The 16277-nt window shown below is 44.4% G+C and carries 14 protein-coding genes; 7 read left to right on the forward strand and 7 right to left on the reverse strand.

All coding sequences use genetic code 11. The annotated features are described in order from the left end of the window. Positions 1 to 19: 19 nt before the first annotated feature. The 3 genes from BLT41_RS13165 (at position 20) to BLT41_RS13175 (ending at position 3772) form a co-directional block, all read left to right on the forward strand. The gene (locus BLT41_RS13165) at positions 20 to 736 is read left to right on the forward strand and encodes a flagellar hook assembly protein FlgD (RefSeq protein WP_092161908.1); all 717 of its coding nucleotides are present in this window, start codon (positions 20 to 22) and stop codon (positions 734 to 736) included. A gap of 39 nt (positions 737 to 775) precedes the next feature. Next, on the forward strand, positions 776 to 2419 hold the full coding sequence (locus BLT41_RS13170; RefSeq protein ID WP_092161911.1) for a flagellar hook protein FlgE: 1644 nt from the start codon (positions 776 to 778) through the stop codon (positions 2417 to 2419). 480 nt (positions 2420 to 2899) lie between these two features. Then, positions 2900 to 3772 carry a flagellin N-terminal helical domain-containing protein gene (locus BLT41_RS13175; RefSeq protein WP_092161913.1) on the forward strand — a complete coding sequence of 291 codons (873 nt, stop codon included), beginning with the start codon at positions 2900 to 2902 and terminating at the stop codon, positions 3770 to 3772. A gap of 129 nt (positions 3773 to 3901) precedes the next feature. Here BLT41_RS13175 and rnc read toward each other — a convergent pair whose 3' ends face one another. Beyond that, on the reverse strand, positions 3902 to 4606 hold the full coding sequence (gene rnc, locus BLT41_RS13180; RefSeq protein WP_092161914.1) for a ribonuclease III: 705 nt from the start codon (positions 4604 to 4606) through the stop codon (positions 3902 to 3904). Positions 4607 to 4639: 33 nt separating this feature from the next. Between rnc and BLT41_RS13185 the strand changes: the two genes are divergently transcribed. Both BLT41_RS13185 and BLT41_RS13190 read left to right on the forward strand, forming a co-directional pair. Further along, a complete protein-coding gene (locus tag BLT41_RS13185) occupies positions 4640 to 6748 on the forward strand; it encodes an acetate--CoA ligase family protein (RefSeq protein ID WP_092161916.1) in 2109 nt (702 codons plus the stop codon). 26 nt (positions 6749 to 6774) lie between these two features. Then, positions 6775 to 7842, forward strand: a complete 1068-nt coding sequence (locus BLT41_RS13190; protein WP_092161917.1) for a phosphotransacetylase family protein — start codon at positions 6775 to 6777, stop codon at positions 7840 to 7842. Between the two features lie 42 nt (positions 7843 to 7884). Here the strand turns inward: BLT41_RS13190 and BLT41_RS13195 are convergent, their stop codons facing one another. After that, positions 7885 to 8508: an MBL fold metallo-hydrolase gene (locus BLT41_RS13195; protein WP_092161919.1), complete on the reverse strand. Its 624-nt coding sequence runs from the start codon at positions 8506 to 8508 to the stop codon at positions 7885 to 7887. A 119-nt stretch (positions 8509 to 8627) separates the two neighbouring features. On the opposite strand from BLT41_RS13195, the gene BLT41_RS13200 reads away from it, so the two are divergent. Next, the gene (locus BLT41_RS13200; RefSeq protein WP_244512286.1) at positions 8628 to 9782 is read left to right on the forward strand and encodes an SGNH/GDSL hydrolase family protein; all 1155 of its coding nucleotides are present in this window, start codon (positions 8628 to 8630) and stop codon (positions 9780 to 9782) included. Positions 9783 to 9803: 21 nt separating this feature from the next. On the opposite strand, the gene BLT41_RS13205 is transcribed toward BLT41_RS13200, so the two are convergent. The 5 genes from BLT41_RS13205 to gcvH form a co-directional block, all read right to left on the reverse strand. Next, positions 9804 to 10568, reverse strand: coding sequence for a substrate-binding periplasmic protein (locus BLT41_RS13205; RefSeq protein WP_244512287.1), 765 nt, complete (start codon positions 10566 to 10568; stop codon positions 9804 to 9806). Positions 10569 to 10662: 94 nt separating this feature from the next. Next, positions 10663 to 12054, reverse strand: a complete 1392-nt coding sequence (locus BLT41_RS13210; RefSeq protein ID WP_092161923.1) for a dihydrolipoyl dehydrogenase family protein — start codon at positions 12052 to 12054, stop codon at positions 10663 to 10665. Further along, positions 12041 to 13486, reverse strand: a complete 1446-nt coding sequence (gene gcvPB / locus BLT41_RS13215; protein WP_092161925.1) for an aminomethyl-transferring glycine dehydrogenase subunit GcvPB — start codon at positions 13484 to 13486, stop codon at positions 12041 to 12043. Before gcvPB ends, BLT41_RS13210 begins: the two co-directional genes overlap by 14 nt. Next, positions 13486 to 14817: an aminomethyl-transferring glycine dehydrogenase subunit GcvPA gene (gene gcvPA / locus BLT41_RS13220; RefSeq protein ID WP_092161926.1), complete on the reverse strand. Its 1332-nt coding sequence runs from the start codon at positions 14815 to 14817 to the stop codon at positions 13486 to 13488. The genes gcvPB and gcvPA overlap by 1 nt, the downstream gene beginning before the upstream one ends. Positions 14818 to 14909: 92 nt before the next feature. Then, the gene (gcvH, locus tag BLT41_RS13225) at positions 14910 to 15290 is read right to left on the reverse strand and encodes a glycine cleavage system protein GcvH (protein ID WP_092161928.1); all 381 of its coding nucleotides are present in this window, start codon (positions 15288 to 15290) and stop codon (positions 14910 to 14912) included. A 305-nt stretch (positions 15291 to 15595) separates the two neighbouring features. Between gcvH and BLT41_RS13230 the strand changes: the two genes are divergently transcribed. Then, entirely contained in the window at positions 15596 to 16267 is a 672-nt protein-coding gene (locus tag BLT41_RS13230) for a class I SAM-dependent methyltransferase (RefSeq protein WP_092161930.1), read from the forward strand. Positions 16268 to 16277: the final 10 nt, after the last annotated feature.

Genomic DNA, 16277 nt, shown 5'->3' on the forward strand with positions numbered 1-16277 from the left:
AAAATAAGAGGTAAGAGTCATGGGATATGTAGGATACAGCAATATATTAGGTAGAGCGGAAGCCGATATGGCAGCCAGCAATACGCCGCAACATAAATCTTCATTGGGTACAGATGACTTTTTAAAGCTTCTCTTGACCCAGATGCAGAATCAAGATCCTGCAAATCCTATGGAAGACAAAGAATACATGGCGCAGATGGCGCAGTTTTCCAGTCTTGAACAGCTTACTAAGGTTAATAAGAATCTGGAAAGTATGTCCGGCAATCAGGCTCAGGAACAGATGGTTTCAGCCGTTGGCTTCATAGGCAAAGAAGTCAAGGCGGAAGGTTATTCCCTGAGTCGCTCAGACGGAAAAATCAGCAAGGTCTTTTACGGACTTGGTGAGCCTGTAGCAAACGCATTTATCAATATTTACGACAATGACAAGAACCTTATCCGGACAGTCCAGCTCGGCTCTAAAGCTGAGGGAACCTACGAATTTGAGTGGGACGGAAAGGACTGGTCTGGAAAGGATGTATCGGATGGTGTCTACAACATCGCAATGGCGGCGGAAGATGCCAATGGCAAACCGGTAATGGTTAAGACAGAAGTAAGTGGAGAAGTTACAGGGGTCGTTTCAGAAGGTGGTCAACAGTTTCTGCACCTCAAAGACGGTCGTTACATCAACTTTCTCAATATTAGAGAAGTTGTCAGTCCCACGGTTGTCGCTGAATCTCCTGACGGGGATTCAAGCTAAAAACAACCACGAGTCAACGGGACTTAAAGGAGGTTTCTCATGGGTTTATCAGCATCATTGTACTCAGGTATCACAGGACTACAGGCACACGGCGATAAGATGTCTGTTCTCGGTAACAACATTGCAAACGTTAATACTGTCGGTTTTAAAAGTGCAAAGATGCATTTTGAAGACGCTATCAGTCAGGATATGTCCACTGCGACCGGTATTGCTCAGGTTGGTCGCGGCGTTCAGGTAGGGGCAATTTATGCCGACTTCGCACAGGGTTCATTTGAAACAACTTCTGAATCAACTGACCTTGCAATCGGCGGAAGCGGATTCTTTATAGTAAAGCCTAAGGAAGACGAATCTACTTATTACAGTAGAGCTGGTAACTTTCGTTTCGATAAAGACGGTTACCTGACTGATCCGCATGGATACGTTTTGCAGGGATGGCAGGTTCAGAAATCATCCGGCGGTATTGCTACCGGAGATACAACGACCGCATCTAATGCAGTAAGAACTGTAGGTGTTCCAACTGACATCAGATTAGAAAATTTTCAGTCTGCCCCGCTGGCTACCAGCCGCGTCAATATGATTACCAACCTTGATTCCGGGGATGCAAGTCACGCAACAAGCGCGACCAATCCTTATTTCTCATTATTTGAAGCTTGGGATGGCACCGCAGATCCACCACTCGGTGATTCCCTTTACGGGTATCAGTCGACTATTAAGGTCTATGATGCCAACGGTTCTTCTCATAATGTAACAACTTATTTTGATCAGGTTACACTCAGTAATGCCGGTGGTAAAAAGGTTTGGGAATTTATTGTTACCAGCCAGCCTAATGAAGATGGACGTCTCATTAGTGGAACCTCCTCTTTTGCTACTTCCTCTGCAGCCGGCTTGCTTATGACCGGAACTATGACTTTTAACGCTGCCGGTGATCTGACCGGGGTGTCTGCATTCACACTTAAGAGCGGCGTAAGCGGGGCAGGGATCAAGACTTTGTCAAATTGGACACTTGCGAACTTCTCGCAAAATGGTCTTCCTGTTCTGACAGCTAACTTTTTGTCAACCTCAAACGCCAGTTTTACTGACTCAGTCAGTCCGACTACGATTGAAATGAACTTTGGTTTGAGTAATCAGGATCTGTCAGGAAGTGGAATTACCAAAGGGTGGAATACTGGATCAGCTACAATCTCAAATGCCGGTCAGCTGGGAACAGATATTACCGATGTCAGCCGGATACCTAATTTTGGTGAGGTTGAGAAAAGTGCACTGTCAACAACCAGTTACAGCACCGGTTCAACCACACTATTCCAGTCTCAGGATGGGTATACCGCAGGATTCCTGCAGAATGTATCTGTAAGCAGGGACGGTGTTCTGACAGGGCGATATTCAAACGGACAAATACTTGAATTATATGTTTTAACTCTTGCCGACTTCAATAATAGATGGGGACTTCGTCGGGAAGGTGGTAACCTCTTCTCTGAAACCAGAGAATCGGGTGACGCGTTGACCGGCTTGCCGAATAGCGGTGGTAAAGGGTCAATTGCTTCAAACTCCCTTGAGGCTTCAAACGTTGACCTTGCAGTGGAATTTGTAAATATGATTACCACCCAGCGCGGTTTCCAGGCGAACTCGAAGGTTATCACAACAACCGATACAATGATGGGTGAACTCATCCAGCTCAAGCGCTAATAGTCACTAATGTGTCCTGATAAGATGCTGAAAATATAAGAAAGCTCCTTTCTTACAACCTCCGTAGCCGGGAATGACTCCCCTGGTTGCACAGGTACCAGTAATCCTCGCTCCCGATCGTGCCGTATCGGAAGCGGGGATTATTTTTTTTAAGCCTGCCGGAATACTGACTCATGCAAATGCTTTTTATTTCACCCGTAGCCCTCTTTATTAAGCTATCCATATTTGCGATTAAATTTAAAAAACATAAAAATCGTATGGTTATGGATTTTTTTGCGTGGTAAATGCGGTAGGGAAAAAATTGACATGTTCTATTGCGAACTGTTGGTAAAAATTGACCGATATTGCTCTTTTTTTGAAGTCTAGACTTTATCTACGCTTATAAGTCTTTATATTAGTTAGTAAAAGTGTTTTTGGCATTACCGTTGCTTTATGTTGGTTAACAAAACGGATTTTTGTGAACAACAAGGAGGTTCAGATATGTCCTTAGTCATTAACCACAACCTTATGGCCATGACCGCCCAACGCAATCTCGATACAGCGTACGGCAATCTCGGCGTCTCCACCCGGCGCCTTTCATCTGGCTTGAGAGTCGGAACCGCAGCTGATGATGCTGCCGGACTGGCAATTCGCGAACTTATGCGTGCTGATGTTAAATCTCTGAATCAGGGTATGAGAAACGCCAATGACGCGATTTCCATGATTCAGACCGCAGACGGAGCATTGCAGGTTATCGATGAAAAGCTCATCCGCATGAAAGAACTTGCAACTCAGGCATCTACCGGTACTTATAACTCCGATCAGCGCCTGATTATCGATTCTGAATTTCAGGCAATGGCATCGGAAATTACCCGTATTGCAAACGCAACAGATTTCAACGGAATTCATCTGTTAAACGGTAACCTTTCCGGAGCGGCTTCTGCCCATAACGGTAATGGGTTGCACGCAACAGGACCTATGAAGGTTCACTTCGGAACCGGCAACGATTCTTCTGAAGATTACTATTATATTTCAGTCGGCACTTCCACAGCCTCTGCTCTCGGTGTAAACACCGCGATTTCAACTCAGGCTTTGGCCCAGCAGGCTCTGGATAAGATTCAGAACGCAATTATTTCAAAAGATAAGATCCGTGCGAATCTCGGTGCTATGCAGAACAGGTTGGAAAATACCATCACCAACCTTTCAATTCAGGCTGAAAACGTTCAGGCATCGGAATCTCGTATCTCCGACGTCGACGTAGCAAGCGAAATGACTGAATTTGTTCGTAACCAGATTCTCACACAGGCCGCGGTGGCAATGCTGTCACAGGCTAACTCGCTACCGAAGATGGCAATGCAGCTCATAGGCGGATAACGCTTGACATATTGGGTGACGATTAAGGACTGTGGAGATGGCTGATCACCATCTCCCGGTCCTTGACCTTTTTTAAGCAGATAAAAGCAAGACGAAATCAGAAGAAGAATTGAAGGCAGTCTAGAATAATCAGTCTTCAGTCTTTTGAGAATTTAAGTAAACAATTGCAGTTGCAGCCGCTGTCTGTTCAGCCTTTTTCAGACTTGTCCCTTCAGCCTCAAAAGTTTTTCCACTCGGAAGATTTAAGACTACCTGAAATATTTTTTCATGCTCGGGGCCTTTGGTACCTGTAAGCATGTATGTAGGGCGCTCTTTAAATACATCCTGTGTTATTTCCTGAAGTTTGCTTTTAAAATCTTTAGAAGTTTCAATCTTGAAAGTTTCAGGCCATTTATCTTCAAACAGTCTATGGATGAAACTACAAGCCTCATGATAGCCGCCATCAAGGAAAACAGCTCCTATAACAGCCTCCATTGTGTCAGCCAGCAGAGACGCTCGCAGCCTGCCACCTTGAGACTCCTCTCCTTTGCCAAGTCGCAAAAAGTAATTTAATCCCAATTCAAGGGCGATTATTGAAAGACTTTTTTCCTTAACCAGTTTAGATCTAATTTTGGTTAACTGTCCTTCATGGGCTTCTTGAAAACGCTTGAAAAGTTCTTCGGTTACGCATAATTCAAGAACTGCGTCTCCTAAGAATTCGAGTCTTTCATTATCTTCACACGGTTCAACTTGCTCATTTGCCCATGAACTGTGGGTTAATGCCGTGGCTAAATGCTTGACTTGCGAAAATCGATAGTGGATACATTGCTGGAGGCGTAAGTACTCTTCTTCCATAAAAACCTGCTTAAATTTATAGTAAAATTAAAAATGTATTCTTATTCTTCATTAGAGGCTCTATTTGAGCCGACATCTATCGCCATTATCGGGGCTACCGCAGATCAGGATGATCCCGGTACCATTGTTGCGTCTAATCTTCTTGCCTCAGGATATAAGGGCAAAATCTTTCCAGTCAATGCCGAAGGTGAAGAAGTTCTCGGAATAAAGGCTTTTTCTTCAATTTCCGAGATTCCCCGTTTTACTGATTTGGCTGTTATCTGTCTGTCTCCTGCGGAGGTTCTCGGTGCTGTGGAAATGCTCTGCGAACTTCCTGTTCGTGCAGCAATAGTAACGAGTTCCGGCTTTGGAGAGACAGGACGCGAAGGGTATATCCTTGAGCAGCGTCTTGCCAAAATCGCTAAAAAAACCGGTATGATTATATTAGGACCGAATTGTCTCGGACTTATGAATCCAACTCTGTCACTTAACGCAAGTCTGTCTGCAGATTACACGAAGCAGGGAAACATTGCATTTTTTTCTCAATCCGGAGCCCTTTGTAATACAGCCTTGGACTGGGCCAACAGCGAAGGTGTCGGTTTTTCTAAGTTTATAAGTCTGGGCAACAAGGCTGTTCTCAGTGAAGCCACAATGCTCAGATACCTTTCTAATGATCCTGACACGAAAGTTGTCGTTGGTTATTGTGAAACTCTTGAAGACGGACAGGACTTTTTACGGGTAGCTTATGATGCCACCTGCAAGAAACCTTTGATTCTGCTTCGTGCCGGAGGGACTTCCGCCGGCGCAAGGGCGGCATCCGCTCACTCAGGAGCTTTAACAGGAACTACAAGCGCATACAATGCTGCTTTCCGTCAAGCCGGAGTTTTACAAGCTGTTGATATCGAGGATATGTTCAACCTCGCTCATGCTTTTTCCTGTCAGCCTCTTCCAAAGGGTGGCAGTGTTGCAATTGTTACTAATTCAGGCGGCCCCGGAATTATTGCTGCTGATATGTGTGAAAAGGGTAGCCTCACGGTTTCGCGCCCTTCCAATGCAACTATTGATAAAATGAAAGGTTTTCTTAAGCCTTATGCGGCACTGTACAATCCTATTGATATGATAGGTGATGCAACATCTGAAACATATGCAAAGACGCTTAGAGCCGTTATTGAGGATGATGCTTTTGATTCTGTGCTGGTAATTCTTACCCCTGCTGCGAATATTGTTGCTGAGGTGGAAAAAGTTGCCGCTGATATACTTGTTGCGGCGATGGATTCTTCTAAGCCGATAGTTACATGTTTTATGGGGGGGCATTCTGTTGCCGGGGCAAGAAATTTACTCCGTGACGGAGGAATTCCGTGTTATGATTTTCCGGAAGCCGCAGTCAGGAGCCTTGACGCCATGACTCGCTGTTACAGATGGCAGAATAAAGATTGGCCCATTGAGGTTTGTTTCAGGCGGGATATTTCAAAAGCGCAAAGCATTGTAGCTAATTCCAGAAGAATTGGTCTGATGGAGCTTGTCGAGCTTGATGCACAGCATCTGGCTTCGGCTTATGAGCTTCCGGTCCCCGAAACGGTTCTGGCCCGTACATCGAATCAGGCAGCCAAGGCTGCTAAACGGATCGGATACCCTGTGGTTCTTAAGGTTGCTTCGCCGCAGATATCCAGAAAAGAAGAGCTTGGGCTGGTTGTTACGGATCTCAATACTCCGCAGGAACTGCGAAGGGCCTTTTTAGAGATAACTTCCCGTGCCGCCAGAAGATGTAAAGATGCCTATATTACAGGTTGTCTTGTTCAGGCCATGGGACCGAAAGATTCGCATGAAGTTATAATTTCTTTCAGGCGTGATGCCCAGTTCGGACCGCTTATCCGGTTCTCTCTTGGGGGCATTCATGCTGATATGCTTGGTGATGTTTCATCAAGACTGGCTCCTCTCGCTCTTAACGATGCACAGGAAATGATTCGCGAAATAGCGGCGTATCCTATTTTGCGCGGAGCCAGATCTGGAGCCGCAATAGATTTAGGGGCGTTGGAAGATATATTGCTCATGGTTTCTCAGATGGCATCAGATCTACCGGAGATTCAGGAAGCAGAATTCAGCCCCATTATTGTGGGACCGGATGGGGCGGTTGTCGCCAATATGCGTATGACCATCGGTTAAAATTTAAAATTTAAGGAGTAACTTTCATGCCCGGTTTATATATAGGCTCCACCAGCGGATATTCCGGTAAGAATATGATCGTTATGGGACTTGGTCTGTATTTTCAGAAAGCAGGCGTCAGTCTTGGTTACATGAAACCGGTTGGAGCTATTCCAGTTGAAGTTGACGGGTGTCTCGGCGACGAAGACGCTTTTTTCCTTCAAGAGGTTTTAGGTGTTTCCAACCCGGCTAAAGTAGTTACTCCGGTTGTAGTTACCCATGATTTTAAGGTTCAGGCTTTTAATGGAAGATGTGAAGACCACGTTGAGCCTATTGTTCAGGCTTACGAAAAAATAAGCGCGGACAAAGATCTTACTCTGGTTGCAGGGTCAGGTTCCATGTATTCCGGCAAATATTGCGGGGTAGACGGGGTTCACCTTGTTAAAACTCTGGGAATTAAATGCATTGTTATTGATAGATTTCAGAAAGAGTTGAACTACGACTATCTGGTGGTACTCAAAGAAACCCTCGGTGATAATATGATCGGGGTTATTCTGAATGATATTCCTCCTACTTTCATGGATGAAATAACCTCACTCATTAAACCTTTTCTTGAAAGAAAAGGAGTTAAAGTGCTGGGCGTAATCCCTAAAGATTCGCTCATGGGAACCATAAAAGTTTGTGATCTTGCAGAGCATCTGGGTGGTAAGATTATTTCGGCTCATAGTAAAAAAGATCAGCCTGTGGAAAGCTTTTTGATTGGAACTATGCAGGTCGAAAATTTTATGACTCATTTTCGTAAGCATCGTAATTCCGCTGTGATTGTAGGCGGAGACAGATCAGATGTTCAGCTTGTTGCGCTTGAGGGAGAATGCCCCTGTCTAGTGCTGACCGGAAATCTTTATCCGAATGATATTATTTTAACTCGTTCAGAAGTTTTGGGGACTCCAATCATTGTAGTGAGGGATGACACTTTTTCTGTAGCGAAAAAAATGGAAGACATTCTTTCGCGTCATAAACTGCGTGAACCTGCCAAAATCAAGCACGGAGTTGAGCTTGTTGAGTCGCATATCGACTTTGCATTTATTAAAAATGAACTCGGGCTCAAATACTAGTTATTACTCAGCCCCGCACGGCATGCCGTGCGGGGCTGTTTTTTATGTAAAAAGCGGATTGTTTTTCTTTTCGTGAATGACTGAGGTCATAGGGCCGTGACCTGGATAAATTTGTGTTTCGTCCGGAAGAATGAATATTCTGGTTCTGATGGAATTCAATAAAGTTTCGCTGTCACCGCCGGGAAAGTCTGTTCTACCTACAGCTATCATGAATATTAAATCTCCGACGAATACACAGCTAAGTGCCGGGAAAAAAAATGAAAGACTGCCGACGGTATGACCGGGCGTGGCGAGTACCATCATTGGTTGATCAAATATAAACTGTTTTCCGGGCTTCAGGTCGGTTACTTCGAAGTCTAAAAGATGTGGAAATTCTTTTGATCCTCCGTATGAGAAAGACACTTCGTTCAGGTAGTGATCTTCGATGTTCCCATAAATCTGAGCTCCGGTCATTTTTTGCAGTTCACTCACTCCTCCGATATGATCTAAATGCATATGAGTCAGGTAGATGGACTTAAGATTGAGATTTCTGCCTTTGATCGCCTCTAAAAGGGGTTGCGGCTCCGGAGCACAGTCTATTACAATTGCCTCTTTGCCGTAGGTCAGCAGGTAACAGTTTGTTTCTAGAGGGCCGAGAACAAACGTTTCAACTGTAATATTTGTCATTTTTACAAACTCTTGACTGTGTGCCGGCAATAAGGTGAATTTAAATTAATGTTCTGCGAAAATAACTTTTCAACAATTAGTCAGGATTTAAAATGCTTTACTTTTTAGGAAACTGTCAAATGGATTTCCTCAGTCGTGCTGTTAGCAAACTGGGGTATGATTGCGTGTACAAAGTGTTAGCTTCACCTTTTACATATAACAGTTCTCCCGGTATTATTCCGCAAGAGTTACTTGATAAAGATGTAAATCTCGGACTTGCAGATTTTTATCATGACCGCAGTCTTTCCAACCAGTTTGAAATGATTTCTTCTGCTGAGCCGGAACCGGAAGCTATTGTAATTAATCTGTTCCATGAAAGCAGTCCACTTTTTATTAATAATACCCAGAAATATATATTCTTTATTGATCCTAAGGCATGGACATATCATCCAGCTCTTGAGGAATGGATGAAAGCTGGATTCGGTATGATTCAGGTAAATCCTGCTACCTATATGAAGCGATACGAGGAAATGCTCAAGAATATTCGCGAAAAATTTCCTTTGGTGCCTATTCTGGTTGTTTCAAGACTTTCCCATTTTCCGGCGTTCGGTCCCGAACCTTATTCCTATCTTGAGGGATGGAACGATTTGTGGAAATACAGCGGTGCAATATTCAATCGCTGGGAAAACAATATTTCTGATTTAAATGTCGTTGATATGGACAGAGTTTTTGCCGGAATATGGGCTTCGTCCGAGAAAAAAATTGAAGCTCACTGTCCTTTTTTGAAGTTTAAATTAGCGGAAGAAAATAATGTGGTAACAGGTATTCATGCCAGCCGTGATATTGAACATGTCGGTTCAACGTGGCCTGTTTTAGCAGCTAAGATAACAGAGTTTATCGAGAATGGTAAAATCAGTTATTCCGCAAATGAAGTGAAACCGGATGAGTGGAATCATCCGTGGCAGCCTGTAAAATATTCTGAGGAAGAGCTACTCAAAATGCTCGCATCAGGAGCAAATTATCTATGCGCTAGCGCAATAGGTAAATTTTTTGTTAATCTTGAGAAGGATTATACAGCGTTGCTGGTCAGGACGGCTGAATACACACCAGTATGCCACAACACATTGCATATGATTAAAACATATGGCCGAATCTGGAGAAATCCAGATCTTTCGCAGTGGTGTCAGGCTCATCGAAAAAATGTGATTGCGTTTACCGCAAACGGGCCGCTTTATACAGAAGATTACTTGCAACGATTGGACGAAGTAGAAAAATATGCCTTGGGAGAGATCTAAACGGTTGAGACCGCATGAAGGTTATTGCTCTTCGTGCGCAGCCTGCATCCCGAATTTATCTAATATCAGCTGAAGTTCTCCTGTCTTTTTCATGTTTTCCAGTTCCTTGTTGAATTTTTTTACAAATTCAGGAGGAGCGAATTCTTTGGAAAAACCAATGTAGTAATTTATATTTTTATTAGCTCCTGCGAACTGGATGTTATCAAGATTTAGTTTTTCGATCATTGCAAAGCCTACCTCCTTATTGGAATAGACTGCATCAACACGGCATTTAGAAAGTTTTTTGAAAGGAGCTATGTCGTCTGGAGTTGTATCAATACTGATTCTTCCTCTGAGTGGCTTACTTATTTTTATGAGCTCATTTGATGTGTTTGAAGGACCGTATACTCCTACGCGCTTGCCTCTGAGGCTGTAGATGTTTTTATAATTGATTGGTGTTGTCGTACATTCAAAAAAGCCATATTGGGTATTAAGAATCGGGAGTGAAAATGTCATCCATGATTCTCTTTGTTTGTTTTTTCCTATTAAAAAAAGAGCTTGCACTTCACCTTTTTTAAACATGCTTTGCGATCTTCTCCAAGGTCGCAGTATGATTTCATAGTTGGTCTCCAACTTCACACAGATTTTTTTAATGATTGCCGCACCGGGGCCTTGGACTTCGCCATTTTCTAAATATGAAAACGGTGGAAAATCCTGAGTGGCGAAAGTTATTTTGTCTTTCGCATTTACAGGAAGAGATGTGAGGCACAACAGCAGAGTCATAATTGCGAATATTATTTTCGGCAAAGCAGGCTCCTTAAAAGAAAATCCCGCTGAAGATTAGTCTTCAACGGGATTTAGAATAACATTTGGATTAGTCTTCTGCAATGCTGCTTTGAAATTATTTAGGAGGTTGTTTCTCCGCTTTCAAAGCACCGAGTAAAGCTTCATCAAGTGAAGGGTGCGGGAAAATTACTTTGTGCAGATCTTCTTCAGTCCATGCTTCTTGAACAATCATAGCAGCAGCAGTCGTGAAGCCGGACACATGGTGTCCTACAGCGGTAATTCCTACTACTTTATCATCCAGCCATACCACCTTCACAAAGCCCTGAGTTGCGGCATATGACTGCGCAATGGGATTGGCTACCAACTGGAACGAAGATACTTTTATCTCACCTTTTCCTTCAAGGTCGCTGACCATCTGCCCGACACGCATGGTTTCGGGTGATCCATAGAGAATTGAAGGGATGGGAGCATGAGTGTACGGACCTTTGTCTTTTCCGGTAATCCTGCGCACAACATATCCGGCTTGATGGCTGGCTGCGTGAGCAAGCAGCGTTTTACCGTTTAAGTCTCCGATCGCATAAATATTCGGTGCTGCTTCAAGGTTTTCATCAACCTTCACAAAGCCGGGACCTACGGTTGAAGCTCCGCAGTTTTCGAGACCTAGGTCTTTCGAATTAGGGCGTCGTCCAATGGCAATCAGAGCTTTATCCGCGATTATTTCATCACCGTCTTCGGTGCGCAAAACAGCTTTGCCGTTTTCAGCAGTAACGGATTTTACTTTCACGCCCAGTCTGATGTCCCATTTATGACGCTTGAAAACAGAGCGCAACGTTTTGGATACTTCTGGATCTTCATACACAGCGATTCTGTCAAGAGCGTCCACAACTGTAATTTTAGTTCCGGTTCTATGGGCAATTTGAGCCATTTCCAAACCGATAAAACCTGCTCCGATGACTAGAAGAGATTCAGGCATTTCAGTGAGAGCAAGAAAGCCTGTGTTGTCTAAAACCGTCTCATTGTCAGGCTCTAGCCCAGGGAAAACAGTGGGATGCGAACCTGTCGCCAGTACAAGATTTTTATATTCTAAAATAGCGGTTTCGTTCGGGTGGGAAACTTCTATTTTTCCTTGTTCAATTATTTTTGCTGTAGCGGGGTAGAAATCTATCCCCAGAGCTTTAAGCTTTTGCGCCATTGCTTTACGGGTTGCACCGATAAAGCGGTCTTTTTTTGTGCAAAGAGCTTCAAAATTTATTTTTATTTCACCTGTCGCAACTCTAGCTTTGACCTGCGCAGCAAGGTCTTCAACCGGAGAAGTTGCGCCGAGATAAAGTTTTGTGGGGATGCATCCTACATTCAGACAGGTTCCGCCGAGAAGATCTTTTTCTACCAAGGCAACTTTGATTCCGAATGTCGCAGCTTCTGTTGCTGCGTCAAAGCCGCCCGGCCCGGCTCCTACGACCACGAGGTCGTAGGAACGGATTCCGGTTGGTAAATTATTTAATGTCATCAGTGATCACCATGTCGCGCGCAGCTTTTGTCTCATCCAGTCTACTGACTGGAAGAGTAACAGGGGCGTTCTTGATAAAATCAGGATTTTGGTTTGCAAGCTTTGCAATTTCAATCAGATCATTAACGAATAGGTCGAGAGTTTCTTTACTTTCAGTTTCAGTCGGCTCAATCATCATACATTCCTTAACAATAAGCGGGAAGTAGATGGTAGGGGCATGATGTCCCTTGTCGAGAAGAGCCTTTGCCACATCCAGAGCGCGTACTCCGTTTTTGGCCTGATTTACTGCTGAAAGAACGAATTCGTGCATACAGATGCGGTTGTAAGGAATCTCAAAGTATTTTTCGAGTCTTTTGCGCATGTAGTTTGCATTGAGAACAGCATTTTCAGTTGCTCTGATAAGACCTTTGCGGCCTAAGCGGAGCATGTAGGCGTAAGCCTTTAGATAAACACCGAAATTACCATAGAAAGGAGCTACGTATCCGATTGATTTAGGAGCATCGTAGGAGAGGTAGTACTGACCGTCTTCAAGCTTTTTCACGCGGGAAATAGGCAGGAAAGGAGTCAGTTTTTCGCATACACCGACAGGCCCGGAACCGGGACCGCCTCCGCCGTGAGGAGTGGCGAGAGTTTTATGCAGATTTAGATGAACAACATCAAATCCGGCATCCCCTACGCGCATTTTTCCCATAACGGCATTCATATTTGCGCCGTCATAGTAAAGAAGAGCGTCTTTATCATGAATCATTTTGACAATTTCAGGTAGGTGTTTTTCGAACAGACCCAAGGTGTTAGGGCAAGTCATCATAACCGCTGCGACGTCGTCATCAAGAACTTCAGCGAGAGCTTCGGGAGTGATGATTCCGTCATGTGATTCAACAGAGACAACCTCGTATCCGGCAATTGTTGCTGATGCGGGGTTGGTTCCGTGAGCTGAATCAGGGCAGATAACTTTAGTTTTTTTATTGCCTTTATCTCTATGATAAGCGGCTATGAGCATTACACCTGTCAGTTCGCCGTGTGCTCCAGCCATGGGATGCATGGTGAAGTCAGCCATACCGCAGAGTTCACTCAGCAACCTTTCGGTCTCGAAAATAACTTCGAGCGCTCCCTGGCAAAGATGACCGGCTCCTTTGAGCTGAGATACTGCCGGATGCAGTCTTGCGAAACCGGGCAGAGCAGCAACCTGCTCTGTGAATTTAGGATTGTATTTCATTGTGCATGAACCAAGGGGGTAGAAATTGGAGTCCACCCCGTAGTTTTTCATGGACAATTTAGTGAAATGGCGAACAACATCAAGCTCGGAAAGGGACGGCATGCCTGAGCCTTTGCGCAGCAGTTCAGACGGAATATAGTATTCTACCTTGGTTGCAGGCTTTTCAGGCCACACACCTTCACGTCCGGGTACGGATTTTTTGAATACGGTTCCCATTAGAGTTCCCCCCGCAGTATTTCAGCAAAGATGCCGATTTGTTCTTCCGTGGTCTTTTCAGTGCATGCTACGAGCAGTTCGTTTTCAAGACCTTCGTAGTAGCGTCCCAGCGGGAAGCCGGGGATTATTCCGCGTTTTGTAAGTTTGTCGATAACTTCAAAGGCGTTGACCGGAAGAGTTATTGCAAACTCGTTACCGAACGGGCCTTTAGTGAAAAGTTCCACTCCGGGAATGGCGGTGAGTCTTTCGGATGCGTAATGAGCACGCTCGATTGAAAGCAGCGCTGTACGATGCAAGCCTTCTTCACCGAGCAGACAGAGATGGATCAGAGTACGAAGTGCGCATAATGCCTGATTAGAGCAGATGTTTGAGGTCGCTTTGTGTCTTCTGATGTGCTGTTCTCTTGCTTGAAGAGTCAGAACATAACCAGTCCTGCCTTCACTGTCTTCAGTACGTCCGGCTATGCGGCCGGGCATCTGACGAATAAGAGCTTTGGTACAGGTCATTATTCCAAGGTAAGGTCCACCGAATGAAAGAGGCTGTCCTACACTCTGTCCTTCTGCAACAGCAATATCAGCGCCCATCTCTCCAGGTGTCTTTAAGACTGCCTGCAATACTGGATAGGTCGACATGATTGCAATAGCTTTATGTTCGTGGGCTGTTGCGAAAAGGTTGGTGAAGTCATTCACTGATCCGAAAAAGTTGGGATTCTGAACGATTACGGCGGCGGTATCGTTATCGATTGCGGCTGTAAATGACTTGATGTTTGTACGGCCGTGATTGTGCGGTACTGTGACAAGTTCAAGGTTCAGATTGGTTGTATATGAGTCAAGCATAACCCTGTAAATGGGGTTGAGTGCTTCACTCACAATGATTTTGCGGCGTTTTGTTTTGCGTACAGCCATGAGGGTTGCTTCGTATAAAGCTGTACCACCGTCATATACAGACGCATTGGCATAATCAAGATCCATAAGTCTTGCCATTGCAGTCTGGTACTCAAAAATGGCCTGCAAAGTTCCTTGAGAAGCTTCGGGCTGATACGGAGTATATGCTGTGTAAAATTCGCTGCGGGAAACAAGTGCATCAACTGCGGTAGGGATGAAGTGGTCGTAAAATCCGGCGCCGAGAAAACTTGTGAGATCTGTGGTATTTCTTGCAGCCAGTTGTTCCATTTTTTGCAAAACGGCCATTTCGCTGTTGCCTTTAGGAAGGTTAAAGCTTTTAGGTCTTAGTTCTGCCGGAATTTCAGCAAACAAGTCATCCACGGAGTTTACGCCGATCACTTCAAGCATTTCCCGTACTTGTTCCGGGGAATGGGGTACGTAAGGCATTTAGTCCTCCGATGAAAAAGTTACTTCCCCGCATGCCTAAAGCGGCTGGCGGGGAAGATTCAGTTTATTATATAATGTATGATATGTCCGGATTAGTGGGCATCTTCTTCTGTTACTTCCTGATAGGCTGATGCGTCCATAAGATCTTCAGTAGGTCCGGTGATTTTAACTTTGATCAGCCAGCCTTCTCCATAAGGATCGTCATTCACTTTTTCAGGAGCGTCTTCAAGACTCTCATTTACAGCGATTACTTCACACGCAACAGGTGCATATACTTCGCTGGCAGCTTTAACCGATTCGATAGATCCGAATTCGTCTCCAGCTTCAAATGTATCTCCTTTCTGTGGTAACTCGATGAAAGTGAGATCACCAAGCTGTTCCTGAGCAAAGTGGGTGATACCGATGGTTCCGTTTTCGCCTTCGACTTTGAGCCATTCGTGAGATTTGGCGTAAAGAAGTTCCTGAGGGATCATAAAGCCTCCTCTATGAGTGCTCTTGATTTAAGTTATTTTGAGTGGTCCTTTGTAAGGACTTTCTTCTGATAGCATTCCTGCTTAAGAAATAAAAGTCTTACGGATAGAGTAATTCAAGATAATTACCTTATAAAATTAGCCGACAAAGAAAAAGTACAATATTTGTCTAATTGGTAACCAATATAAGCGTGTTACTCTTGCTTGTCTTTTGGCGAAGAAAAGCATACGCAAAGGAACATAGTCGCTTTTCGTTGTTTATGAAATGTTCATGAAATAATAAGTTATTTTTTTGGGAGTAGCCCTTAATGGATTGGGTTTCAGGTGATAGAGAAATAATTTCAGTCAGCACCGCAGGTCGCGATTGGAAGATTGAACGAACTGCCGATCTTGAGAGTTTATGGAACTCTATCGGTGAAGATGATTTCGGTGATGACGAACGTTTACCGTATTGGGCAGAGCTTTGGCCCGCAAGTGTTTTGCTCGGTGAATGGCTTTATCGGAATCGTTCTTTAATTAAAGGTAAGAAGTGTCTTGATCTTGGATGCGGCCTTGGTTTAACCGCCATTATAGGTGCATCGCTCGGGGCAGAAGTCGTTGCTTTCGATTATGAATATCCTCCCCTTATTTTCGCAAAAGATAATGCCGTCCTGAACGGAACGACTCAGCCGCTTTGGTTGCAGATGGACTGGCGGGAGATGGCCTTAGCTGAGAATTCATTTGATTATATCTGGGGCGGTGACATTCTTTATGAGAAAAGATTTTTTGAGCCGCTGGAAAAATTGTTCAGGCAGGTGTTAAAACCTGAAGGAACTATCTGGATGGCTGAACCGGTGAGAGACGTTTCAACTCCCGTCTGGGAGCGGCTTGAGAGTCTCGGCTGGAAAACTTCTTTACCTCTGACTGAAAAAGCAGCCTGCTGTAATGCTGAAATGACTGTTAATATTCGGGAAGTTGTTCCCGGCATATCTAATATATAAGGAGGACTAA

It is taken from the genome of Maridesulfovibrio ferrireducens, from assembly GCF_900101105.1.
GTDB classification, from domain to species: domain Bacteria; phylum Desulfobacterota; class Desulfovibrionia; order Desulfovibrionales; family Desulfovibrionaceae; genus Maridesulfovibrio; species Maridesulfovibrio ferrireducens.